This is a genomic window from Caballeronia sp. LZ062, from assembly GCF_031450785.1.
Classification (GTDB): domain Bacteria; phylum Pseudomonadota; class Gammaproteobacteria; order Burkholderiales; family Burkholderiaceae; genus Caballeronia.
The window spans coordinates 230,027-253,252 of sequence record NZ_JARTWB010000001.1; the positions used below are offsets into that span (position 1 = coordinate 230,027).

22 protein-coding genes and 1 pseudogene are annotated in these 23,226 nt (G+C 61.2%); 7 read left to right on the plus strand and 16 right to left on the minus strand.

Features of this window, described 5'->3' with window-relative positions:
• Positions 1-20 precede the first annotated feature (20 nt).
• From P9239_RS01155 to P9239_RS01165, 3 genes are all read left to right on the plus strand, one after another.
• Entirely contained in the window at positions 21-338 is a 318-nt protein-coding gene (locus tag P9239_RS01155; RefSeq protein WP_309748681.1) for a four-helix bundle copper-binding protein, read from the plus strand.
• Positions 339-502: 164 nt separating this feature from the next.
• Positions 503-730 carry a hypothetical protein gene (locus P9239_RS01160; RefSeq protein WP_309748682.1) on the plus strand — a complete coding sequence of 76 codons (228 nt, stop codon included), beginning with the start codon at positions 503-505 and terminating at the stop codon, positions 728-730.
• 98 nt (positions 731-828) lie between these two features.
• On the plus strand, positions 829-2,673 hold the full coding sequence (locus P9239_RS01165; protein ID WP_309748683.1) for a glycoside hydrolase family 15 protein: 1,845 nt from the start codon (positions 829-831) through the stop codon (positions 2,671-2,673).
• A gap of 148 nt (positions 2,674-2,821) precedes the next feature.
• Here P9239_RS01165 and P9239_RS01170 read toward each other — a convergent pair whose 3' ends face one another.
• From P9239_RS01170 to P9239_RS01195, 6 genes are all read right to left on the minus strand, one after another.
• On the minus strand, positions 2,822-3,013 hold the full coding sequence (locus tag P9239_RS01170) for a hypothetical protein (protein ID WP_309748684.1): 192 nt from the start codon (positions 3,011-3,013) through the stop codon (positions 2,822-2,824).
• Between the two features lie 66 nt (positions 3,014-3,079).
• The gene (locus tag P9239_RS01175; protein WP_309748685.1) at positions 3,080-4,468 is read right to left on the minus strand and encodes an FAD-binding oxidoreductase; all 1,389 of its coding nucleotides are present in this window, start codon (positions 4,466-4,468) and stop codon (positions 3,080-3,082) included.
• Between the two features lie 104 nt (positions 4,469-4,572).
• Positions 4,573-5,442, minus strand: a complete 870-nt coding sequence (locus tag P9239_RS01180; RefSeq protein ID WP_309748686.1) for an anti-sigma factor — start codon at positions 5,440-5,442, stop codon at positions 4,573-4,575.
• The gene (locus P9239_RS01185; RefSeq protein WP_309748687.1) at positions 5,439-5,957 is read right to left on the minus strand and encodes a sigma-70 family RNA polymerase sigma factor; all 519 of its coding nucleotides are present in this window, start codon (positions 5,955-5,957) and stop codon (positions 5,439-5,441) included. The genes P9239_RS01180 and P9239_RS01185 overlap by 4 nt, the downstream gene beginning before the upstream one ends.
• Before the next feature lie 28 nt (positions 5,958-5,985).
• Positions 5,986-6,702, minus strand: coding sequence for a transcriptional regulator (locus P9239_RS01190; protein ID WP_309748688.1), 717 nt, complete (start codon positions 6,700-6,702; stop codon positions 5,986-5,988).
• Positions 6,703-6,775: 73 nt separating this feature from the next.
• Positions 6,776-7,087, minus strand: coding sequence for a DUF4148 domain-containing protein (locus P9239_RS01195; RefSeq protein ID WP_309748689.1), 312 nt, complete (start codon positions 7,085-7,087; stop codon positions 6,776-6,778).
• A 180-nt stretch (positions 7,088-7,267) separates the two neighbouring features.
• Between P9239_RS01195 and P9239_RS01200 the strand changes: the two genes are divergently transcribed.
• Both P9239_RS01200 and P9239_RS01205 read left to right on the plus strand, forming a co-directional pair.
• Positions 7,268-8,323, plus strand: a complete 1,056-nt coding sequence (locus P9239_RS01200; RefSeq protein WP_309749582.1) for a catalase family peroxidase — start codon at positions 7,268-7,270, stop codon at positions 8,321-8,323.
• Positions 8,310-8,852, plus strand: coding sequence for a cytochrome b (locus P9239_RS01205; RefSeq protein WP_309748690.1), 543 nt, complete (start codon positions 8,310-8,312; stop codon positions 8,850-8,852). Before P9239_RS01200 ends, P9239_RS01205 begins: the two co-directional genes overlap by 14 nt.
• 10 nt (positions 8,853-8,862) lie before the next feature.
• Here P9239_RS01205 and P9239_RS01210 read toward each other — a convergent pair whose 3' ends face one another.
• From P9239_RS01210 to xylA, 5 genes are all read right to left on the minus strand, one after another.
• Positions 8,863-10,269 carry a 3-deoxy-D-arabino-heptulosonate 7-phosphate synthase gene (locus P9239_RS01210; RefSeq protein WP_309748691.1) on the minus strand — a complete coding sequence of 469 codons (1,407 nt, stop codon included), beginning with the start codon at positions 10,267-10,269 and terminating at the stop codon, positions 8,863-8,865.
• 48 nt (positions 10,270-10,317) lie between these two features.
• Positions 10,318-11,520: an ABC transporter permease subunit gene (locus P9239_RS01215; protein WP_309748692.1), complete on the minus strand. Its 1,203-nt coding sequence runs from the start codon at positions 11,518-11,520 to the stop codon at positions 10,318-10,320.
• Entirely contained in the window at positions 11,517-13,088 is a 1,572-nt protein-coding gene (xylG, locus tag P9239_RS01220) for a D-xylose ABC transporter ATP-binding protein (RefSeq protein WP_309748693.1), read from the minus strand. The genes P9239_RS01215 and xylG overlap by 4 nt, the downstream gene beginning before the upstream one ends.
• 62 nt (positions 13,089-13,150) lie before the next feature.
• Entirely contained in the window at positions 13,151-14,179 is a 1,029-nt protein-coding gene (gene xylF / locus P9239_RS01225; RefSeq protein ID WP_309748694.1) for a D-xylose ABC transporter substrate-binding protein, read from the minus strand.
• Positions 14,180-14,364: 185 nt separating this feature from the next.
• Positions 14,365-15,681, minus strand: coding sequence for a xylose isomerase (xylA, locus tag P9239_RS01230; protein WP_309748695.1), 1,317 nt, complete (start codon positions 15,679-15,681; stop codon positions 14,365-14,367).
• Positions 15,682-15,902: 221 nt separating this feature from the next.
• Here xylA and P9239_RS01235 point away from each other — a divergent pair, with 221 nt between their 5' ends.
• Together P9239_RS01235 and P9239_RS01240 are read left to right on the plus strand one after the other, a co-directional pair.
• Entirely contained in the window at positions 15,903-17,090 is a 1,188-nt protein-coding gene (locus tag P9239_RS01235) for a DNA-binding transcriptional regulator (protein WP_309748696.1), read from the plus strand.
• A 21-nt stretch (positions 17,091-17,111) separates the two neighbouring features.
• Positions 17,112-18,206, plus strand: a complete 1,095-nt coding sequence (locus P9239_RS01240; RefSeq protein ID WP_309748697.1) for an aldose epimerase family protein — start codon at positions 17,112-17,114, stop codon at positions 18,204-18,206.
• Positions 18,207-18,212: 6 nt separating this feature from the next.
• On the opposite strand, the gene P9239_RS01245 is transcribed toward P9239_RS01240, so the two are convergent.
• The 5 genes and pseudogenes from P9239_RS01245 to P9239_RS01265 form a co-directional block, all read right to left on the minus strand.
• Entirely contained in the window at positions 18,213-20,015 is a 1,803-nt protein-coding gene (locus P9239_RS01245) for an alpha/beta hydrolase (RefSeq protein WP_309748698.1), read from the minus strand.
• 301 nt (positions 20,016-20,316) lie between these two features.
• Positions 20,317-20,979, minus strand: coding sequence for a hypothetical protein (locus P9239_RS01250; RefSeq protein ID WP_309748699.1), 663 nt, complete (start codon positions 20,977-20,979; stop codon positions 20,317-20,319).
• Positions 20,980-21,375: 396 nt separating this feature from the next.
• Positions 21,376-21,754, minus strand: a pseudogene (locus tag P9239_RS01255) (DUF427 domain-containing protein).
• A 98-nt stretch (positions 21,755-21,852) separates the two neighbouring features.
• Positions 21,853-22,182, minus strand: a complete 330-nt coding sequence (locus tag P9239_RS01260) for a DUF4148 domain-containing protein (protein ID WP_309748700.1) — start codon at positions 22,180-22,182, stop codon at positions 21,853-21,855.
• A gap of 93 nt (positions 22,183-22,275) precedes the next feature.
• Positions 22,276-23,169, minus strand: coding sequence for a ketopantoate reductase family protein (locus tag P9239_RS01265; protein WP_309748701.1), 894 nt, complete (start codon positions 23,167-23,169; stop codon positions 22,276-22,278).
• Between the last annotated feature and the right edge of the window lie 57 nt (positions 23,170-23,226).

Below are 23,226 nucleotides of genomic sequence, written 5' to 3' on the forward strand. Positions count from 1 at the left end.
GTCAGACGAGGACCAGTCGAATGAGCGACTACATCGATTGCATCGCCGCACTGGACCGTTGCGCCGCCGCTTGCGATAACTGCGCATCCGCGTGCATTGCGGAAGGGCATCTGCCCGACATGGAAAAGTGCATCCGTCTCGATCTCGACTGCGCCGCGCTGTGCCGGTTCACGTCCGAGTCGCTTGCACGCGACACCCAGTTCATGCGCGACTTCTGCGATCTGTGCGCGCGAATCTGCGATGCATGCGCCGACGAGTGCAGCCGTCATACTGCCGCGCATTGCCAGGCGTGTAGCGATGCGTGCCGGAAGTGCGCGGAGGCGTGTCGGGCAATTTGATGCCCGAAGCCAAGAAAATATCCACAGTTTCTGTGCCCAACCCTGTGGACAAGCCGGTGACGCGCGACCTAACCGCTTGACGCGACGAATAAAAATGCGCGCCGTCACACGGTGAGCGTCGCTTCGGTCTGCTACCGTGGCAGACGAACAGCAAAGGGGACAACATGAAGCGCAAGTCGTCGGGCGTGGCCGTGGTGGCGATACTCGTGGGCGTGGCCGTCGCGGTGACGCTCTATATCGCCAGCTTCGGCAGGTCGTCGCATCATGCGGGCATCGCAACGCCGACGCAGGACGCTGTCGCTGCGCACGACGTCTCCGCAAGCGAGGCAGCCATCACGGCAGCGCCGATGGAGCCTGTTTCGGGCAGTCTCGACACGACCGCTGCACGCTAAAATCGCGCATCGTCGCGTCGAAGCTTTGTCCTCGACACGACGCGTCACGGGAATGCCCCTTGCTCAACGGCTTGCAACGTCAAGCCGGAGCGCAACCGATGGGCCATCCATCACAGCAGGTCCCACCCGCCGTGCTGCCCGTCGATGCACGCGGCATGATCGGCAACATGAAGACGTCTGCCCTTGTGTCGCTTCGGGGCACGATCGACTTCATGTGCTTTCCGCGCATCGATTCGCCGACGCTTTTCGCCGCATTGCTCGACGACGAGCGCGGCGGTTCGTTTGCGATCACTCCGCGCGATCTCGACGCCAACGTCAAGCAGATGTATCTGCCCGAGACCAACGTGCTGCTCACGCGCTTCATGACGGGCGAGGGCGTCTGCGAGCTTTTGGACCTGATGCCCGTACCGTCTTCCGAAGCGCGCGTGGACGCCGTGCCCAATTGCGTGATGCGCATCGTGCGTATTGTGTACGGCAAGATGACGCTCGACGTTCGCTGCGATCCGCGCTTCGACTATGCGCGTGTCCGTCACACGGCGCATGCGGTGGAGAAGGGCGTACGGTTCGCGCGAGCCGACAACGGCGCGCCGCTGGAACTCCGCGCGAGCGTGCCGCTTTCCGTCGAGCATGACGGCGCACGGGCGACGCTGGATATGTCGGAGGGCGAGTCGGCGTGCTTCGCGCTGGGCGCGGCCGATGAACTGCCGAAGCTCGACACGAAAGAGAAGTTCGACGGCATGCTGCACGAGACGATCGCGTTCTGGAAAGAATGGTCGTCGCGCTCGACGTATCGCGGACGTTATCGCGAAGTCGTGCTGCGGTCGGCATTGACGTTGAAGCTGCTCAGTTCGGACGAGCACGGCGCAATCGTCGCCGCGCCGACTTTCGGTCTGCCGGAGGCGCAAGACGGCTCGCGTCGCTGGGACTATCGCTACACGTGGATACGCGACGCCGCGTTCTCGGTCTACGCGCTGTTGCGTCTCGGTTATACGGGCGAAGCCGAGCGCTTCATGCGATGGATCGCCGATCGCAATCGCGACTGCAGTTCCGATGGTTCGCTCAGGGTGATGTATGCGGTGGATGGCGAGCCCGCGCCCGACGAGACGCAGCTCGCGACGCTTGGCGAGTCAGCGCCGGGCACGCTGGTCGTCGGCAACGGCGCGCGCGAACAAACGCAGCTCGATGTCTATGGCGCGCTGCTCGATTCGGTCTATCTCTACAACAAATACGGCGCAGCGATTTCATACCAAGGCTGGCGACATGTGACGCGCACGGTCGATTATGTCGTCGAGCACTGGCGCGAGCCGGATCACGGCATATGGGAGTTCCGCAACGGCAAGCGTCCGTTGCTGCATTCGCGCCTGATGTGCTGGGTCACGGTGGATCGCGCGTTGCGTCTTGCGCAGAAACGCTCGCTTCCGGCGCCGCTGGCGAAGTGGTTCCAGACCCGCGACGACATTCATCGCGACATCCACGAGCATTTCTTCAACGAAGAGCTTCAGTCGTTCGTGCAGACACCGGACTCCGCCACGCTCGATGCATCGGCGTTGATGATGCCACTCGTGCGCTTCATCGGCCCGAAGGATCCGCGCTGGATGGGCACGCTGGACGCGATAGGCCGCGATCTGCGCGTCGATCCGCTGATTTTTCGCTATACGCGGGGCACGACGCTAGATGGTCTGCCGGGCATGGAAGGCGGCTTCAGCGCGTGCTCGTTCTGGTACGCGGAGGCGCTCGCGCGCGCAGGCCGCGTCGACGAAGGACGGCTCGTGTTCGAAAAGATGCTGGCGTATGCGAACCACCTGGGCTTGTTTTCCGAGGAAGTCGCGACCAATGGCGCGGCGTTGGGGAATTTTCCGCAGGCGCTCACGCATCTGGCGTTGATCAGCGCGGCGTATCAGTTGGACCGCGATCTGGATCGTACGCATGTGGCGTGGACTTGAAGTGGGCGGGCTGGGGCGTGCGTTCGCCCCGATTCGTCATTTGACATAACACAAATTAGCGATGGTTTTGTAACCGCTGAGTTCAGACCGTCCTTCGCTGCACAAGCCTAACAGTCGCGACCGGCACCAACGCCGGTCGCGCCCTAAGTCATCGCGATGCCTCGCCCGGCGGCATCGGCTCGGATGCACCGAGCGGGCTTTCCTGCGCCGGCGACGCGCCCGCGCCCGCGGGATTCACATCGGGCGGCGTGCCGAGCGTCGGACTCGGTTTGCGTTCGGGCGGCGCGACGGGTTCATTCGACGGATCGGCTGCGGGCGATGTATTGGCGTCGGAAGGCATGGACGTTCTCCGGTTCAGAGCAGGACGAAGCCATGTCTGCATTCCCCGTTCCCGTTCGCCTTAGCGCTAGACCACTTTTCCCGGATTCAAAAGCCCGAGCGGATCGAGCGCGCCTTTGATCGCACGCATCGCGTCGATGTCCGTCTCGCGACGGCTCTGCGATAGAAAATGCCGCTTCTTCACGCCGATGCCATGCTCCGCCGATATGGAGCCGTTCAACTCGCGGGTGACCTCGTAGACGACGCGGTCGATATCCTCGTGTTCGTGCTTGTCCATGCCGGGCACGTCCACGACGATATGGATGTTCCCATCGCCCAAGTGCCCGTAGATCATGACGAGCGACTGCGGCCAATGTTCGCGTAGCCGCGCCTCGCAGCGCGCGGCCGCTTCGCCGACCTGCGCGATGGAAAAGCTCACGTCATACGCTGCGTGGTTCGGAATGAAGCGCTGATACTCCCCGGGCGCATCGCGGATAGCCCAGAACGCGAGCGCGTGCGCCTCCGATGACGCAATCGCCGCATCCGTCACGATGCCTTCTTCCAGCATCGCGCCGAGGAACTCCTCGAACGCCTCCCCGTGCCGCACCGGATCGGCCCCAACGCTTTCCAGCAGCACATAGAACGGATGCGCGGAACCGAGCGGCGCGCGCAATTGCGGCAAGTTGGCGAGCACCGTGTCGTGATAGCCCGCCCACATGACCTCGAACGCCGACACGCCCGACGCCAGCCCCGCCTGCGAGCGCGCAAGCAGCGTAGTGACGGCCTTGAAGTCCGGCAAGCCGCACCATGCGGTCGCCGTTGCCGTGGGCTTCGGACGCAGACGCAGCACGACGCGCGTGATGACCGCGAGCGTGCCTTCGCTGCCGATCAAGAGATGCCGCAAGTCATAGCCACTATTGTTCTTGATCATCTTGTTGAGACCGCCGACGATCGCGCCGCTGGCCAGCACCGCCTCAAGCCCGAGCACCTGATCGCGCATCATGCCGTACTTGATGACGCGATTGCCGCCCGCGTTGGTCGCGAGATTGCCGCCTATCGAGCAACTGCCGCGGGCGCCGAGATCGAGCGGAAAGTAGAAGCCTGCCGCGCTCGCCGCTTCCTGCACGGTCTGCAACGCCGCGCCCGCTTCAACCGTCATCGTGCCGGACACCTCGTCGATCTCGACGATGCGATTCATACGATCGAGACTCAGCGCCACTTCTCCGCCGCGCGCATTCGCGCCGCCCACGAGACCCGTCAGTCCGCCTTGCGTGACCACGGGCTGCCGAAAGCGCGAGCAAATGGTCAGCGCCTCTGCGACTTCCTCCGTCGTGCGCGGACGAATGAGCGCGAGCGGAATCTCTCCCGGCAGCCCGCTCCAGTCCACGACGCGCCGGTCGCCGAACTCTTCGGGCAGCGCGACCACTTCCGCGCCAAGGGTGTCGCGCAATGCAAGTATTGCTTCTGTTGCCGTCATGTGCCGCCTGTCTCCTTTGTTGTATGCCGCATCGCGTCGTCGGATGCGCACCTTCATCACGATATAACGCGTTGCGTGGCTACGGCAAGAGCCAGCGCGTGCGGTCATCGAACAGCGGCGCCCTGCCCGTTTCTCGCGGTCAGTTGTTCATACACGTCATGCGATATGGCGAGCAATTGCGGGCGCGGGATCGCTCCCGACACTGCATAGCCGAAGTCGCCATCGACCCAATAGAACACGTTGACAGAGCCATCCTGATAGAGCTTGAAGGCGGTCACGTCGCGGCTCACCTTGCGATGCGACACGTTCAGCGTAATGCGTTCCCCATTGGCGTCGTGATACATGAATTGGGCGATCGGGCCTTCGTCGCCGGGCAACAGGCGTCCGCCCATCAGATTGAAGCCCACGTGCGTGAGCACCGGTGCATGCACATCGGTGCCGAGCCGGTTCGATAGCCACTTGACGAGTTCCTCTTCCTGGTCCGCGCCGACTTCGACAGGACGCGTGACCATCGGCGCATACGTCACATACGCAATCGCCGATTGACGCGCGAACGACTCGTCCTTCGTCAGGCTCGCATGTCGAAGCGAAGCGTTGTCGTCACTCGAAACAAGCATATTGCGCGCAGGCGGACTCATCATGCCGCCCACGCCGATGCCTATGCCCAGCACGAGCGCCGCCGCCATGCCCGCGTACTTCGCCCAGTTCGCGGCAGGAGCATGGCCGGCATTCACGGTCGCGGCGGGCGGCGCGTCCAGAGCCATGGTGAGGCGCTCAGGCAACGGCTCTTGCAATACGCGATCGTAGCGGTCGTGAAGCATGTTGTTGAGCGCAAAGTAATCGCTTACGCGGCTCGCGAGTGCATGATCCGTTTCCAGCAATCGGTCGATCTCGTCGCGTCGATGATCGGCAATGACGCCATCGACATAGGCTTGGATGTCGTCTTCGCTGATGGGAGTCGTTTGTTTGTTCATCGCACCACCTTCAATTGCACGCCTTCCTGCTTGCCTGCCATGAGCGCACGCAGTCTTTCCCGTCCGCGCGAGAGCCGCGACATGACCGTGCCGAGCGGAATGTCAAGCGCGAGGGCGACTTCGGCATACGACATCTCTTCGAGACCGACGAGCAGCACCACTTGACGCTGCTCGACCGGCAGCCGTTGCAGCGCGTAGTCGAGGTCTCGCATTTCGAGCGATTGCGTGTCGCGGCTGGCGACCGCGAACTGGGTTTCGTCGAGCGGATCGTCATCGACCGACAGATGCACCGCACGCGCATCGGCGCGGCGCGCCTGATTGGCGAACACGTTGTGCATGATCGTGAATAGCCATGCACGCAGATCGGTGCCGGATTGAAACTTCTCGGTGTGCCGAAGCGCGCGTTCGAGCGTGTCCTGCACGAGATCGTCGGCCAGTTCCTGATTGCGGATCAGCGCGCGAGCATAACGACGCAAGCGCGGAAGATGATCCATCAGTTGTTCACGCACGCTCATCGGCGCACCTTGCGAAGGAGTCTTGCGTTCATGGTTCAATCCGTTGCATGTTCTCGCGAGCCATCAGCAATTCGGCGGCACGCATGAGACCAGGCGTGCCCGCGCGCGAGCCGACGACCGTGCGAACGCCCGACGTCGACGTCCATTCGACCAGACGCGCCGTTCCGATTCTATGCGCGTGCCACGGCGAACGCATGGATGCGGGCGGTGCACACGTGGACAAGAGCACGAGCGGTTCGTTGCTTGCATTGCGATACGCGATGACCTTGACGCCAGCGAATGCGCCGAGCGTGACGCTCCGCGAATCGACGGCGCGAAAGCCCGCCGATGACAGATCGGGCGCATCGGTGACATCGACGCCGCGCCCGGACCCGGCCGTCTCCATCGCCAATGCGGATACGGCCGCGCGTTCGAACGCGGCGTCGGGTACGCGCACCGTGGCCCAGATAGCGGCAATCACCAGCGAAAGACAGCCGACGATGGCCATCCACAGCCGCAGCCGCGCGCCGAATCGTCTATCGCCTTTCCGGGGCGCAACGCACTCGTTGTCGAACATCGAGCGCAGCTGTGCATTGAGCCGATCATAGAACACTACCCTGCGCGCTTCGTCCGGCCTGCTCGACAGATAGGCGCGCAACGCGTTGGCCCGCTCCGGCGCGAGCAGCCCGTCGGCGAAAGCCTGCACGTCGGTTTCGGAAAGGCGGATGTCTGAAAGCGGGTCCACGGTCGCACGGCTTCGGGTCAAGAAGTCATCTCACTGGTGCAAACAACGCGGCACGGCGTTTATTCCCGTGCGCGTCGTTTTTTTTGAAGCACGGTCAAGAGCCCGCGTAAATGTGGCAAAAGCTGTAGGGACCGACACAGTCGGACATGTTCATAGGCGCACTTCCCGCGCCCGATGCGGTCTTCATGCCGCCATACGCGTCGCTGTCCTGGGTCTTCGAATGCGCCGTCTGGTTCTGATAAATCGGGCTGACGTCCGGATACGAGGCATCTGTCACGAGGCGCGAGCCGCTCTGCTCGGCCTGCACGAGTTGCGCGCGAACCTCGTCGCGCGTAAGGCCTTGCGCGAACGCGCCCGTTGAAACGACCAGTGCGGCGGAAACGGCAAACAGTTTGGCGATGTTCATCTTCGACTCCTTGAGAAAGATTGATTGGGCTTGCATGAAGGCAAACCGCGTCGAGGGCCGATCTATTCCAAAGAATGTGCATCGAAATGCGTTGGAATATTCACGCCGCCAGTTGTGTTCGCGTGAACTGATCCACCGAACATCGAGCGGAACATCATGAAACAGCCACCCTTCTCACTCATGAGGCTTTTGCGGAACCCGCGACGAAACGCGCCTGAACTGACGAAGCTGGCGCTCATCGGCGCCAGCGTACTCGGCATCAGCACTGCGTTCGCCTACGTGGCGGGCGTCGGCGCCACGCATAGACTGACATCGACGAAGATCGTCGATACGCTGCAAAGCGTGGGCGGCGTGCATGCCGGATACCGGCGCAATCACGCCAAGGGCGTATGCGTCGAAGGCTGGTTCGACGGCAACGGCAACGCATCATCCATCTCTCGTGCCGAAGTCTTCACGCGCGAACGCACGCCGGTCACGGGGCGGTTTGCGATACCCGGCCCCAACCCCTTCGTCAGCGACTCAGGCAACCCCGTGCGCAGCCTCGCCCTCGAGTTCCGTCTGCGCGACGGCGAGCAATGGCGCACGGCAATGAACAGTACTCCTGTATTTATCGTCAACAGCGCGCGGGGATTCTACGAGCAACTGATCGCTTCACGTCCCAATCCCGGAACGGGCAAACCGGACCCCATGAAGCTCGCCGCCTTCTTCGCTGCGCACCCGGAAACCTTCCCGTTTCGCGACTGGGTCAAGACGCACGCACCATCATCGAGCTTCGCGAATGCCGCGTACTACAGCATCAACGCGTTCCGCGCGACCGACGCATCCGGAGCCGTGCATTTCGTGCGCTGGTCGCTGGTTCCAGACGCAACTTACGAGCCGGTGTCGCCAAGCAATGCTACGCGCCACGACTTCCTCGACGATGAACTGAAGGGACGCCTCGCGCACGGTGCGCAGCGATGGCATCTGATACTGACAGTCGCGCAGCCGGGCGACATCACGAACGACGCGACGAAAGCATGGCCCGAAGACCGCAAACAGATCGACGCCGGCACGCTGGTCATCAATCGTGAGACCGCGCAAGCCGACGGCGATTGCCGCGACATCAATTTCGACCCCACGGTGTTGCCCGCGGGACTCTCGGTTTCTGACGATCCGTTGCTAGCGGCGCGATCGTCTGCGTACTCAGTGTCGTTCAACCGCAGAACTCAAGAGGAGGCGCAGCATGAAGCGCACTAACGCGAACCACTTCAGCCCCGCTGCGCGCTGGATTCACTGGCTCATGGCGCTGCTTGTCATCGCCATGCTGTTCATCGGCATCGGCATGGTCGCCACGCTTTCGTCGTGGCATCAGACCTTGATCGCGATACATCGTCCTCTGGGTATCGCAATTCTCTTGCTGACGGTGTTGCGTCTCGGTGTACGCCTGACGCACGGGACGCCCGCCCTTCCCGACGACATGCCCCGATGGCAGCAGCGCATCGCGCATGGCTCGCATGGGCTCTTTTATGCGCTGCTCTTCGCCGTGCCGATCGTCGGATGGTCGATGCTATCCGCCGCCGGATATCCGGTCGTCCTCTTCGGCGGCGTGCATCTTCCTCCCATTGCGCCCGTGAACGTGCGGCTCTATGCGCTGCTGCGAAGCGCGCACACGTATCTCGCGCTCTTGCTGTTCGCCACCTTCGTGATGCACTTCGCCGCAGCACTGTTTCATGGCCTGATTCGCCGCGACGACGTGTTTTCCAGCATGACGCGCAGCGGCCGGTGATCGAACGCTGTCATCGAGTTGGCCCGCCCGGCAATGTTCGGCGCGCTGACACCTCGTCGATCGCGGTCCGCAGATCTTCCGTATGGACCATGAGTTCGCGTACCCGCCGCAAGGTCTGGTATTGATCCAGCACACTACGCCACCGAGGCAAATGAAGCAGCTGATCCCACACGGGTTCGAGCGTTTGTGTATCGGCTGCTTGCCCATCTTCGAGCATGATGGCGAATTCGAGGCTCGGTTGCGCCGACAGCAGTTGCATGCGACTGCCTGCGCCGAGTACACGCTGAGCCGCTTCAAAAGGCGCATCGCAGCAATAGACAACGCTTTTCTGCAAGCTGCCCTCGTCCGTGCTCAACTCACGCAACGAGGAACCGCGCAAATGCACGGCGCCTTGGCTTGTGTCGAACGCGTAAGCCACGTTTTCTTCAGCATGGGCAAGAAGCGCGATACCACGAAGCAGGCGAGAGAGATCGGTGGTTGCCGCATCGACGGACGCTTTCGATTCCACAAGCAGACAGACATCCCATAGCGGCGTTTCATCGCTGCCAATTGCCTGCCTCAGCAGCACGGCATCCCATTCGCTCTTGGCGCGTTCGGCGCTTCCCGGAATAGTCGCGGGAGCGCGCATCGAGGTCACGACGCGATACGGTCGGTCCGCGCCTTCTTCTTGATTGAGACGATCCGCCATCACTCGCAGTGCCCGAGCGGCCCGTGCTTCGGCCGCCGTTCCGCGCTTCTGCGACGCGTTCCCTTGCGCAGCGGCCTGCGCACTGCCAGAGCGCGGACCATTCTTGTCCCATAGCGCCACATACTGACGCACTCGTTCATCTTCACGCAGCGATTCGAGACGCTGCAGGCGAAGCAACGAAGGGCTTTCAACGAGTCGCGTCAGCCATTGACGAAGCGGCGAATCGTTCGCGATGTCGGGAGCCGAAAGCAGATCGTGCGCGATGTCGGCGAGGCCGTGACAGTAAGGCGACGACGCAGCAGCGTGCAGTCGCGCGAACGCTTCGCGCTGCCGCTCCGACGACGTTCGGTGCTTGCCTGGGTGCGCGATGGCGTTGACGCTGGCCCGAATGGATCGACGATCCTCTTTCGCGTGCTCGGACAACGCCACGTATTCGCGCACCTCGGCTGCACGGTGTCTTAGCAAGGTGGCTTTGAAGACCGGATCGCCTGAAACGTCGCGCATGGCTTCTTCGATCAAGCGAGCTAGGCTATCCACGAATGCGTGCTTCATCGATGCGGTGAGTCCTTCACCACGCGCCATTGCGCGACGGGCTTGCTCGATGACAATGGCAAGCGCGGTAGCGGGCTGGGTCTTGGACAGATCATCCGATGCCGCAGGAAGCGCGGGCAAGCGATAGCGGCGTGGAACGACTCTGAGCGTCTCTTGAAGCAGGAAAGGAACCGACATGGCAGTACGGGGCATGACGCGTAACCCCGTACTTTACCGCGTCCGCCCTTAGCGCCGCGCAGTGCCCGACACCACGTCGATCCAAACGGCGATCACGAGAATCGCGCCTTTGACGATCATCTGCCAGTACGAGTCGACATCCAGCATCGACATGCCGTTGTCGAGGCTCGCCATCACGAGTGCGCCGATGATCGCGCCATACACCGTGCCCGAGCCGCCACGCATCGACGTTCCGCCGATGAAGCATGCGGCGATGGCATCGAGTTCGCCCATCGATCCCGCGGAAGGCGATCCCGCCGCAAGACGCGCCGTATTGACGAGTCCGCCGAATGCGCACATTAAGCCCATCAACGCAAAGATGGCGAGCTTCACGCGGTCTGTGTTGATCCCGGACAGGCGCGTCGCTTCCAGATTCGAGCCGACTGCATAGATGCGCCGGCCGAACACCGTTTGCGTCGCGATGTAGGTGAACACGCCGAGCAGCGCGAGCAGCACGAGCACGGGGACCGGAATGCCGCCGTAGCGGTTCAGCGTCGCGACGAAGGCAAAAAGAATGACTCCTGCTGCGACGATTTTCACGCCGTCTTGCCAAGGCGCGACGACAGGCAAGCCATAACGCTGACGGCTGCGTCGTTGACGTAGCGTCAGGAGTGCAAGCAAGACGAAGAGCGCGACGGCAAGCGTATCGCCCGCAATACGCGGCAGATAGCCTTGCCCGATGAACACGAGCGAATCGGACACCGGCGCGATAGTCGAACCACCTGTTATACCGAGCAATATGCCGCGATACGCCAGCATGCCGCCCAGCCCCACGATGAACGAGGGCACCCGTCGATAGGTGGACCACCATCCGTTGAAGAGACCAACGGCCACGCCGAGCAGCATCACGACGGGCAACGTTGCAGCAATAGGCCAGTGATACGTGACATCGAGAATCGCTGCCACACCGCCGAGCAGGCCCAGCAGTGAGCCGACGGATAAGTCGATTTCACCGGAGATAATGACGAACACCATGCCGCATGCAAGCATCCCGGTGATCGACATCTGGCGCAACAGGTTGGAAAGATTGCGCGGCGTGACGAATGCGCCATCGGTCAGGACAGAGAACAATAGCCAGATGACGGCCACAGCAAGCAGCAGCGCAAGCAGCTTGTAGCGCGTGAAAAGCTGCTTCAACCGCTGGCTGGCGGACTGCGGCGCGCCCTTCTCGTCTTTGCTCTGCTTGGGCGTGGAAATGAGATCGGGAGTCATGCGAGGCTCGCTGAATCGATTGAATCACTGTCTTGCCGCGTTGCAATGGCGGCGGAAAGAATGTCTTCCTGCGTGAGGCCGTCGTTGATGAAATCACCCCGCAGTTCGCCTTCGCCGATGACGAGCACACGGTCTGCCACGCCGAGCACTTCCGGCAGTTCCGAAGACACCATGACGATGGAAACGCCCCGCCGCCCAAGCTCGAACATCAGCTTGTAGATTTCGTATTTCGCGCCTACATCGACGCCGCGCGTGGGTTCGTCCAGAATCAGCACTTCCGGATCGGTCAGCAACATGCGTGTGAGTACCGCCTTCTGCTGATTGCCGCCGGAAAGACTTGCTATGGACAGCATGGGATGCGCGGCGCGCACGGAAAGCCGCTTCATCTCCGTGTGAATCGTGTCGAGTTCCGCGGCGGTATCAATGCGGCCGCCTTTGGCAAAGCGCCGCAACACCGCGAGGGTGATGTTATGCCCGACGCCGAGTTGCGGGACGATGCCATGGCGCTTGCGATCCTCCGGCACCATTGCGATCTTTGCCGCGATGGCGTCGGCCGGTGTGCGAATGGTGACGGGCTTGCCCTTCACGAACACCTGCGCGGAACTCTCTCCTGCGTAGGCGCCGAAGACCGCCTGCATCAGTTCGGTACGGCCCGCCCCGACGAGCCCGGCGACGCCGAGAATCTCGCCCTTTCTTAGCGCGAACGACACGTCGTCGACGCGCTTGCGATTCGGATTCGTGATATCGAAACACGTGACGTTGCGCGCTTCAAAGATCACGTCGCCAATCTCGTGCCGGTCTTCCTTCGCGGGACGCGGGAAAAGGTTCGTGATCTCTCGACCGACCATCATCGCAATCACGCGGTCCGTGCTGAGGCCACGCATGGGATGCGTGGCGACGTGTTTGCCGTCGCGAATGACCGTGACGGTATCGCAAACCGCCTCAACCTCATCTAGCTTGTGCGAGATGTACACGCACGCAACGCCGCGCCGCTTCAGGTCCCGGACGATGTCGAGAAGAATCTGCGTTTCGGCTGCGGTAAGCGATGAAGAAGGCTCGTCGAGGATCAGCAATCTCGCCTTCTTGTTCAGCGCCTTGGCGATTTCAATGAGTTGCTGATGCCCGCCGCCGTAGTTCATCACCGGCTGCGCCACATTAATGCCCTGAATGTTCAGCTCGTCGAGTAGTTCACTCGCGCGCTGATACATTGCCGGATAATTCATGCGACCGCCGGGCAGCGTGATCTCGTTGCCGAGGAAGATATTCTCGGCCACCGACAGTTGCGGCACGAGCATCAGTTCCTGATGAATGATGATGATGCCCGCGCGCTCGGTATCGCGAATGCTGGTCGCCTGAAGCGGCTTGCCGTCCCAGTGTATTTCGCCCTGCCACGTGCCATACGGGAAAACGCCCGACAGCACCTTCATGAGTGTGGACTTGCCTGCGCCATTTTCGCCGCAGAGTCCCACACACTCGCCTTGATTCACGACGAGATCGATGCCGTCGAGCGCCTTCACACCGCCGAACGATTTGGCGATGCCGCGCATCTCCAATAGCGCCTGTGCCATGCTAATTGTCCTGACTGTGCCGAACGAAGCGGGCATCGCACGAGGCCATGCCCGCAGGACTTTCAGTTGCCGGCAAGTTGCGCTTGCGAATAGAAGCCGTCCTTGATGACGACGTCCACGTTGGACTTGGTCAGCAGCGTCGGCTGCAGCAGTACCGTGTCGACCTGCTTCTTGCCGTTGTCGTACTTCGCGTTAAAGGCGGGCTTGTCGCCCTTGGCCAGATCGACGGCAAGTTTCGCTGCATTGCCCGCAATCAGCTTGAGCGGCTTGTAGACCGTCATGGTCTGCGTGCCCGCGACGAGACGCTTCACGGCGGCGAGGTCCGCGTCTTGCCCGGATACCGGCACCTTGCCCGCGAGCTTTTGCGCGGCCAGCGCCTGAATGGCGCCGCCTGCGGTGCCGTCGTTGGACGCGACGATGGCATCGATCTTGTTGTTGTTTGCGGTCAACGCATCCTCGGTGATGCGCAGCGCGGTGGATGCGCTCCATTCCGGCACCCATTGCTGGCCGACGATCTTGATGTCGCCGCGATCGACCGCCGGCTTGAGCACCTTCATCTGCCCTTGTCGCAGCATCTTTGCGTTGTTGTCGGTAGGCGCCCCGCCAAGCAGGAAGTAATTGCCCTTGGGCTGGGCGTTATACACGCCTTGCGCCTGCAATTCGCCCACCTTTTCGTTGTCGAACGAGATATAGGCATCGACGTCCGCATCCAGAATCAGGCGGTCATACGAGACGACCTTGATGCCCGCCTTGTGCGCCTCGGCCACCACATTACCGAGCGTCTTCGAATTGAACGGCACGATTACGATGACATCGACGCCACGCGAAATCAGATTCTCGATCTGCGAGATTTGCCGCGCTTCGCTCGCGTCGGCCGACTGTACCGATACTTTCGCGCCGAGCTGTGTCGCGGCAGCCACGAAATAGTCGCGATCCCGCGACCAGCGTTCAACGCGCAAGTCGTCGATACAGAACCCGATCTCGGGCTTGTCCTTGCTTGCATGGGCAAGCGGCGCGACCATCGAAAAGCCTGCGCACATGACGGCGCAGACGAGCGAACTCAATACCGAACGGCGAATGGATGATTTCATGTCTCACTCCTGTTATGGACGACCGCCGGCGTGACGTGCGAGAGAACGCGCGGCGTTACATTCAGTGCGCCGCGAATACGTGCTCGCAGGCGTCGCTATGTTGGTTTCGGTTCGAAGAGTGGGCGTTATCGGCCCGCATCGCAATTGCGAAATCTGCCGTCTGCGCTAACGTTTTTTAGGTTCGCTCAGCCGTAGATCGCGCGATTGACAATATTCTCCAGCCGCTCTTGCTGACCGCTGACATGCCGGGGATCGATACCACGCGAGAGCGCGTCGCTCGCCAGCGCGTCCAGCGAATAGCCGCCTGCGAGCACCTTGCGGCCGAGATCCGAATCCCAACCGGCGTAGCGGGCCCGCTTCAGTTCTTCGAGTTGATCGTTATCTACGAGCGTCGCGGCGCGATCGAGCGCCACCGCAATCATGTCGATTGCGCCGATGTGTCCATGCAGCAGATCTTCCGCATCGATGCTCTGCCTCCGCACTTTCGAGTCGAAATTCATGCCGCCGGTCGTGAAGCCGCCGTTGCGCAGGATCTCGTAGAGCGCGAGCGTGAGTTCTTCGACGCTGTTCGGAAACTGGTCGGTATCCCAGCCGTTTTGCGGATCGCCTCGGTTCGCGTCGATGCTGCCGAAGATGCCGAGTGCGAAAGCCGTCGCGATCTCGTGATGGAACGAATGTCCGGCAAGCGTTGCGTGGTTCGCTTCGATGTTCACGCGGAATTCATCCTGCAAGCCAAATTGAGTAAGAAAGCCGTGCACCGTCGCGACGTCGTAATCGTATTGATGCTTGGTCGGCTCCTGCGGCTTCGGCTCGATCAGCAGAGCGCCCTTGAAGCCGATCTTGTGCTTGTGCTCGGCGACCATCGCGAGGAAGCGCGCGAGCTGCTGGCGTTCTCGCTTGAGGTCCGTGTTCAAAAGCGTCTCGTAACCTTCACGGCCGCCCCACAGCACGTAGTTCTCGCCGCCGAGATCGAGCGTAGCTTGCAGCGCCTCGCGCACTTGTGTGGCAGCGAAGGCGAATACGTCCGGGTTCGGGTTCGTGGCTGCGCCCGCTGCATAACGCGGATTGGAGAATAGATTCGCCGTACCCCAGAGCAGTTTGACGCCGCTTGCCTCCTGTTTGCGCGCCAGATAGTCGCGCATGTGCTTGAAGTTGTCGACGTATTCGCGAATGCTTGCACCCTCGGGCGCGACGTCGGTGTCGTGAAACGTATAGAACGGCGTGCCGAGCTTGCTGAAGAATTCGAAGGCGGCATCGGCTTTCATGTGCGCCATTTCCATCGCATCGCCCTGCTTGTGCCATGGACGATCGAACGTCCCCGCGCCGAACACATCCACACCCGGCCACACGAACGAATGCCAGTAACACATGGCAAGCCGCAGATGATCGGCCATACGCTTGCCGAGCACCAGTTTGTCGGCATCATAATGGCGATAGGCGAACGGATTCTCCGAACCGGCTCCCTCGAAGCGGGCGCTCGGAAGGTGTTCGAGCAAAGGCATGATGTCTCCGGGTTTGGATGCGCGCATTCGAGGCGCGCTATAGAGTGACGCCATGCTGCCAGCCGCGCGCCCGGTGCTTCAATTGCGAAATTCGCCAGCACCATTAGCGATTCTTTAGAAACGCCGATGTCTGCTAGCACATGCAATTAGAATGAAGCGGCTGCATAGTCGGCAGCCAGGCGTCATATATGGAAAACCCTTAAGTCCGCTAAGAGATTTTCATGAACCGTCCGCATCGCATTGCGCTGCTTTTCAACGCGAACAAGGTGTACGACCGCGAAATCATCACCGGTATCGGTCAGTACCTGCTTTCCACGCGTGTCGCCTGGGACCTTTTCCTCGAAGAAGATTTCAGAGCGCGGCTCACAGGCATTGAACGCTTCGATGGCGACGGCATCATCGCGGATTTCGACGACCCCGCCGTATGCGACGCGCTCGCCGATTGCCCGCTTCCCGTCGTCGCGGTAGGCGGCTCTTACCACGATGCGGCCTGCTATCCCGCATCGCTGCCCTATATCGCCACGGACAACGCCAAGCTCGTTTCGCTTGCCTATACGCACCTCATCAGCGCGGGACTGCAACGCTTTGCGTTATACAGCCTGCCGGAATCCGCCGAGAACCGCTGGGCTCAGGAGCGCGAACGCGCGTTCGAAGCGCTGATGACGGCCGATGGACTGGACGCGGAAATACATCGCGGCCTGCCGACGAGCGCGCCGGTATGGAGTCAGGCAAGCGCGGATCTCACTACGTGGCTGCAGGGCCTGGAAAAGCCGGTCGGCATCATCGCCGTCACGGATGCGCGTGCGCGGCATCTTCTGCAAGCCTGCCTGATCTCGGGCATCGCGGTGCCCGAACAAGTGGCGATCATCGGTATCGACAACGATCCGCTCACGCGTTCACTCACGCGCATCGAGCTTTCGTCGGTGATTCAGGGAACAGAGGAAATGGGCCGCACGGCGGCGCACCTGTTGCATCAGATGCTCGGTGGCGCGCGCTTCGCGGGACGCCGAATACTCGTGCCGCCAGTCGGGATCAACGTGCTCGAGTCGACGCGCCATCAGCCCGTGGCGAGTCCCTATGTGATGCGAGCGCGTCATTACATACGTCAATACGGATGTCAGGGCATCAAGACTGAACAGGTAGCCGATTATGTCGGCGTATCACGCTCGTCCCTCGAAGACCACTTTCGGCGCGAGCTTGGCTGCACCGTTCATCAGGAAATCCTGAGTCACAAGCTTCACGTGGCCAAGCAATTGCTTGCGAAACAGGACATCCCGAGTGCAGAAGTCGCAATACGCTGCGGCTTTACTTCGGTGCAGTACATGTACGCGGTTTTCCGGCGCGAACTCGATTGCACGCCGCGCGAGTATCAGGAACGGCTTCAAGCCACGTCTTCGCACACTGCCTGACGCAACGAAGGTCATCGACTTATGAACATCGCCGACACCGAGGGCACTGCCCGAACGAATGCCGACCAAATCACTGTCGAGCGGTGGGGCAGCTTGCCGGGCGGCGACAGCGTGCGTCTTTTCACGCTGCGCAATGCGCACGGGATGCGCGTCACCATCAGCGATCTTGGCGCGACGCTCGTTTCGTGGCATGCCGCAGATCGTGCGGGACGGGTCGCCGATGTCCTGCTCGGGCACGACACACCCGAAGCGTATTTCACGAGCAGCGCGTTCATGGGGGGCATCATCGGGCGATGGGCGAATCGCATTGCCGATGCCCGCTTCGTGCTCGACGGCGTGCCCTATTCGCTCGATCGCAACGAGGGACCGCATCATCTTCATGGCGGCGCAACGGGTTTTCATCGCGCGCTATGGAATGCACGTGAGAGCGAAGGCGGACTGGAATTCATGCATGAGTCGCCCGAAGGCGATGCGGGCTTTCCCGGCAAAGTCATAGCGACGGTGCGTTATTCGCTGGACGACGACGGTGCGCTCACGATCCGCTACGACGCGGTCGCCGACGCGCCGACGCCCATCAACATGACGAATCACGCCTATTTCAACTTGTCCGGTGATAACGCGCCCGGCCCCTTCGACATACGCGGCCACGTCATTGCCATAGACGCCGATACGTTCTTCGAAACCGACGATGCGTTGATTCCCGTGGCCCGTGCGCATGTAGCAGGCAACGCATTCGACTTTCGCGCGGGCGCGCCGATCGGCGCACGACTCGACTGGCCGGATACGCGTCTTGCGCGCGCCGGCGGCTTCGATCATTGCTACATCTTGCCGGACGCCGACGAAGGCGCGGTGCGCAAGGCCGCGATCCTATACGATCCGGCGAGCGGAAGAGAACTCACCGTATCGACAGATGCACCTGGCTTGCAGTTCTATACCGGCAATTTTCTCGAAGGTGTGACTGGCCGCGAGGGCAAGTCATATCGCATTCATGCGGGGCTATGCCTCGAAGCTGGTGCGTTTCCTAATCAGATCAATATGCCGGATGCGTCGCGCGTGGTGCTGAGGCCAGGCGAGCGTTATAGCCAGACCACGCGCTATCGCATCGGCGTGCGATAGGTCGGCTCAGGAGACAGCCGGTGCGCGCACGCCGAGTCTTTCCTCTCGTACCGGCGAATTCGTTTCCTTGATGACGCTCTCGCACAGCGAAATGATCTGCGCCGAGCTAGCCGGATTGAACAGCGAGTGATCGACATCCGGAAACGTCATGACGCGGACGTTCGGGTAACGCGACAAGCGCACGCCCAGCTTGCCGCAATGCGCGGCGAGAAGATCGAGGCCCGCATCATAGCTGCCATAGACGAGCAACGTCTTCGTGCCCTTGGCATCGAGCACGCGCGCGATTGCCTGAGGCGTCGTGGCTTGCGCGGGCGGCGTATGACTCGCGCCATCGAGCCGCAGCAGGTCCGACATGCGCGAACGGACCCGCGTTGCACCATAACTCGCGATAAAGCCCAGCACGCGAAGCAAATTCTTGTCGCCGCGAAGTATCGCTTTCCACTTATTCAGTTCGAACATGGACGAGGCATAGCCGGCCATCGAATTGCGAGTCGATTGACGCATTTCGTCGGCCGACTTGTCTTCGGGCTGCTTGAACGTTGGAATGTTCACCGCTATCACGCCCGAAATGGCGGCTTCGGAGGCGGCCGCCTTCAATGCGTGATATGCGCCGGAACAAATGCCGAACGAGAAGATCGAGCTGTAGCCTTGTTGCGAGAGCCATCGTGCGGCAGTCGCGGTATCTTGGGTGGCGACCGGATTGTAGATGCGGCTGTACGGCGTCGCCGCTTGAGTTATGCCTGGCGCGGCGGGGCTATCGCCTCTGCCGCGCGCATCGAATCGCAACGAAGCAATGCCACGCCGTGCAAGATCGCGGGCGATTCGCACGGATAGCCGGCTATCACCGACACGCGAGCTTGCCGATGTATTGGCCAGAAGAAATGCTGATGCACGCGAGGCCGAACGGCGCGGTTCGCACAGGATGCCGACAAGTCCTTCTTCGCCGATTCTGACGGGCCGCTCTATCGCCTCTGCCGTCTCGATGCTCATGTCATTCGGCCAGTCAGACGATGTCGAGGATGCTCGGGACTGACCGTCTGCGCCAGGGGCAAGCCAATGCGCGACTTGCGCAAACGCCGCGTGCGGCGTGACAGTGAAAGCCGATTCTTGAATAAACCCGGTTAAGTCGTCGAATGGCTGCGTTTGCACATCGACGCCGAGCGACGCAAGTGCATCGCGCAAGGGGTCCTTAGCGCTAACACGGCCATGCATCAGCAACACGCGAGCCGCGGGCGCGACGCCAGACTGTTTGACGCTTGCCGCCAGATCGACGGCTTCGAGTTCACGCCTGAAGTCTTCGCCATACGTCTGACCGAGGACGTTGAGCGGACCGTCCTGTGGCTGAACTTCGCGCAAGGGCGCGGCGAGTTTCTCGAGCCACGTCTTGCGCGTGACGCTCAATTCGCGCATGTACGTGCGCCCGCTCACGACCGGCGCAAGCAGCACGAGATCATCCACGGGATGGCGCAAGGCCGCGTGCAACGCGAAGGCGGCGCCCACGCGAAAGCCGCAAAGCGCCACATGTTCGACGCCCGCTTCCTGTTTCAGGAGATCGACGGCAGCGCCGATGTCATCGATTGACGACTCGAATTGGCCTGGCGCTGCATCGTCGCCAGCGGAATCGCCAGTGCCGATGTAGTCAAAGCGCAAGACCCAGAGCCCACGCGCCGCAAGCAATTCGGCAAGGAGGCGCAGGCCGCTATAAGTCCAGACATACTCGTGACCGAACGTATTGCAAAGTACGACGCCCCGCTTACCCGTTCCCGCGTGCAACCACCCCAATCGCCCACCGAATATGACCGGTTTCATTGTTTTGTCCTCGCTCTGGCGACGTACATGATCCAGAGGGATGCCCCCGCCTCCCTTTACTGGACCTCGGCTGCGGGATTCGCCATGCGAGATCCGCAGCGTGGGTATGCCGTTCGTCGCGATTATATTGAGCAAGTCGACTTTCTGACGTCGACATTCGACATTTCGGGGTGAATGAGCTATTAATTGGCGGTTATAGCAGCAACTCGATGATTCTGCCGTGGTAGACACAGGGTTTGCCCGGCGGCATTCTCTTTCTATGAATCGCACCCGCGCAAGCAACATACGGCCGATGCGTTGGTCATGCTGCCATCGCCGGATTGACACCGTCTTGCGTTGCAAGACGCGCATGCGCGAAGACACGAGCGCGTTCTCTGGCGACCAGCGCCTTTTTGCTCGCCACCGTCTGACGACGGAATCTCGGGTCGCCCATCATGTTCACGTACTCACTGCGGCGGTATCGCAGATAACGCTGGAAGAACTCCGCGCCGGGCAGCCCGCTGTCGAGCGCAAGAAGCACGCCGTAGTCGATATCCTGCACATCGCCTAGCGTCTTGACTGCGGACTCCAGCGCAGCATAACGCTGCGATAGCGGCACGTTCTTGTCGCACAACGCATGGAAACGCTGATAGCTTAGTAATTGGCGATGTGATGCGCAGCGTCGCAGTACCTTTGCAAGTTTCGAACTCAGTTCTGTTTCCATTCTTCCTCCTGCAATATCGAAGGATTCCAAACGCACGAATTCACCGCTATCGTCGATAATGACGGCGGACGAAAACTGTCTGACTTCACTGTCAAAGAAAGAAAATGGCCGATAATTACAGCATGCGTTGAAATGACTGCCACGGCGAATGAGCGAGTCGATCTGCGCAGTGTGAAGGTTTGAAACTAAGTCGATAAGTGCCAGACTCCACGGCCACTGCGCAAGGCTGCGAGTGCCGACGGTCAGCGTGAGACGTCGCAATACGCCTATTGCGTCCGCTTAGGGCAGCGATCACTTTCTACATTCGTGTTGAATACATGCTAGCAAACATATCGCGGCTAACCAAGAAGACTTTGCTGTCTTTCAACGCCAGCCGTCATTCACGAAACTGTCACCCGGTATCTTTTCCTTTTTTGAGCCGAGGCACGATTCGCTCGTTCTTCGCGTGCATGACGGCGATTTTGGCCAGAGAGAATATCGCTGTGTGTTTTGACGAAGCGTCGCGGATAGCGCATGACTGCCTGAAATGGCAGGCAGCCGCGCCTATAACGAATTCACGCGAATAGAGCTTTGAACGGCACAGTGTTGCAAGCAAACCATCGCATCGCACCCGGCAAACGGTGCCGGGCGTTCTTCGCGGAGCGTTTGCCCTTCAGCTTAGGCATCCAGCGCTTCAATAGAATCGACGCGATCAGGATAAAACGCCAAATGATCCTTGATCTGCGCGACCGCCTCGTATGGCTGCTCATAGGTCCATACGGCGTTGACACCCTTTTTCACGGCGCGAAACGATGCTGTAATAGCTGCATTCGCCCTTATACGGGCAATAGGTCGTGTGAGACGTACGCTGCAGCTTCGACATGTCGACATGCGCGCGAGGCACGTAGAGTACCTGCGGATACGACGCTTCACGCAAGACGAGGGCGTTCGTCGTATCCGCAAGCACGCTGCCGCCGCTTGTCACTCTTACGCGCAGCGACGTTCGCTCTACGGTGACAGGATGGTCCGGACCGGGAATCTTGACGGCACGTCGCATGGCGGGTTCCTCGAGAAGTGATCGTGGCGACCACTCATGCTAGCGCGCCCCAACGCGGCGCGCAGGAATCGCCTCACCCCTAACCCGCGCCTGCGATCTCAATGCCCGAAATAGACCGGCTTGTTGGCGTCGTTCATCGGTCGCATTGCCCGAATGCCGGCGGCCGATGTTCCGTCGTTGACGCCGCCATAGTCGCGGTTATAGCCCGGCATTGCACCGTTCTGCCTGGAAGCGCGGCTCTCCGCATTCTGAACATCGCGCGGATAGGTCGTGCGATCGGGCTGCCCAGGGTTGTAGCCCGCGGCTTCTACTTGACGCAAATCTTGTTGTACTTGGTTACGTTGTACCGCAGAATCGGTTTGTGCAAACGAAAGCGCCGGCGCAACGAGCACAGCGGCAGCAGCGACTGCTTTGACGATCGATTTCATGGCGAGTCCTCCGGTTGTCAGACGGCGCACGAGTATTTCTGCGCCTGCTCCCAACATTCAGCATCAGCCGTTCCCGCGTCGTCAGCCCGCCCTTCATGCGGCCTTGCTTTCGACGAGCTTGACGAGCACGTGCAGCATGCGATTAGCCGGCGTCGCAACGCCGAGCGCTTCGCCGCGCCGGACGATCAATCCGTTCAAATGATCGATTTCACTGCGCTTGCCGCGCGCAAGGTCCTGAGCCGTGGATGAGTATTGGTTCGGCATCGTCTCTGCTATTCGGCGCACCGCGGCGTCCACATCGCCGGGAATCGTAACGCCATCGGCGCGGGCGACGACAAGGCACTCATCGACGACATCGCGCATGGCACGCGTCACGCCTTCAGCCTGCACCAGCGGCCCATAAGGGACCTGTGCAATGGCCGAAAGCGCGTTGTACGCACAGTTGAGAACGAGCTTCGCCCATAGGGCACCGCGCACGTTGTCGGATATTTCGGTCGGCACGTTGGCAGCAGCGAACGTCCGCGCAACGTCCTCGCTCATGCTGGAAGGCTCGATCACCAGTTCGCCACGGCCATGATGGCGGATGTGCCCGGGCCCTGCCATTTCCGCCGCGACATACACCACTGCGGCTGCGACTTCCTGTGGCAACAGTTGGCGCAGGCGCTCGGCATTCTCGACGCCGTTTTGCAGCGACAACACCAGCGCGCTCGAATCGAGGTACGGCCCGAGGGCCTGCGCGGCGCTATCCGTGTCGGTCGATTTCACGCAGAAAAGCACCACCTGTGCGCCTTCGGCCGCGCTTGCCTCCGTGCTTGCGAACACGCGAACGTGCTCGTCGAACGTCTGAGTATCGAGCCGCAGGCCGTTGCGTTGAATCGCTTCGACGTGCTGGGGCCGCGCAATGAGCGCGACCTCATGTCCCGCACGCGCGAGCATACCGCCGTAATAACAGCCCACTGCGCCCGCACCCATGACCGCAACTTTCATGTTTCGTTTCTCCTGTTGGCTGCATCGCTCGATGCCCGTTCGCTTCGGAACGGGAAA

Bases quoted from the DNA above. Each gene is read 5' to 3' on its own strand.
- xylA (WP_309748695.1), bottom strand. From the start codon at position 15,681: ATGCCTTTGCTCGAACACCTTCCGAGCGCCCGCTTCGAGGGAGCCGGT.
- P9239_RS01180 (WP_309748686.1), bottom strand. From the start codon at position 5,442: ATGAACAAACAAACGACTCCCATCAGCGAAGACGACATCCAAGCCTAT.
- P9239_RS01265 (WP_309748701.1), bottom strand. From the start codon at position 23,169: ATGAAAGTTGCGGTCATGGGTGCGGGCGCAGTGGGCTGTTATTACGGC.
- P9239_RS01170 (WP_309748684.1), bottom strand. From the start codon at position 3,013: ATGCCTTCCGACGCCAATACATCGCCCGCAGCCGATCCGTCGAATGAA.
- P9239_RS01200 (WP_309749582.1), top strand. From the start codon at position 7,268: ATGAGGCTTTTGCGGAACCCGCGACGAAACGCGCCTGAACTGACGAAG.
- xylF (WP_309748694.1), bottom strand. From the start codon at position 14,179: ATGAAATCATCCATTCGCCGTTCGGTATTGAGTTCGCTCGTCTGCGCC.
- P9239_RS01165 (WP_309748683.1), top strand. From the start codon at position 829: ATGGGCCATCCATCACAGCAGGTCCCACCCGCCGTGCTGCCCGTCGAT.
- P9239_RS01245 (WP_309748698.1), bottom strand. From the start codon at position 20,015: ATGAAACCGGTCATATTCGGTGGGCGATTGGGGTGGTTGCACGCGGGA.
- P9239_RS01210 (WP_309748691.1), bottom strand. From the start codon at position 10,269: ATGTCGGTTCCTTTCCTGCTTCAAGAGACGCTCAGAGTCGTTCCACGC.
- xylG (WP_309748693.1), bottom strand. From the start codon at position 13,088: ATGGCACAGGCGCTATTGGAGATGCGCGGCATCGCCAAATCGTTCGGC.
- P9239_RS01175 (WP_309748685.1), bottom strand. From the start codon at position 4,468: ATGACGGCAACAGAAGCAATACTTGCATTGCGCGACACCCTTGGCGCG.
- P9239_RS01195 (WP_309748689.1), bottom strand. From the start codon at position 7,087: ATGAACATCGCCAAACTGTTTGCCGTTTCCGCCGCACTGGTCGTTTCA.
- P9239_RS01240 (WP_309748697.1), top strand. From the start codon at position 17,112: ATGAACATCGCCGACACCGAGGGCACTGCCCGAACGAATGCCGACCAA.
- P9239_RS01185 (WP_309748687.1), bottom strand. From the start codon at position 5,957: ATGAGCGTGCGTGAACAACTGATGGATCATCTTCCGCGCTTGCGTCGT.
- P9239_RS01260 (WP_309748700.1), bottom strand. From the start codon at position 22,182: ATGAAATCGATCGTCAAAGCAGTCGCTGCTGCCGCTGTGCTCGTTGCG.
- P9239_RS01215 (WP_309748692.1), bottom strand. From the start codon at position 11,520: ATGACTCCCGATCTCATTTCCACGCCCAAGCAGAGCAAAGACGAGAAG.
- P9239_RS01155 (WP_309748681.1), top strand. From the start codon at position 21: ATGAGCGACTACATCGATTGCATCGCCGCACTGGACCGTTGCGCCGCC.
- P9239_RS01160 (WP_309748682.1), top strand. From the start codon at position 503: ATGAAGCGCAAGTCGTCGGGCGTGGCCGTGGTGGCGATACTCGTGGGC.
- P9239_RS01235 (WP_309748696.1), top strand. From the start codon at position 15,903: ATGAACCGTCCGCATCGCATTGCGCTGCTTTTCAACGCGAACAAGGTG.
- P9239_RS01205 (WP_309748690.1), top strand. From the start codon at position 8,310: ATGAAGCGCACTAACGCGAACCACTTCAGCCCCGCTGCGCGCTGGATT.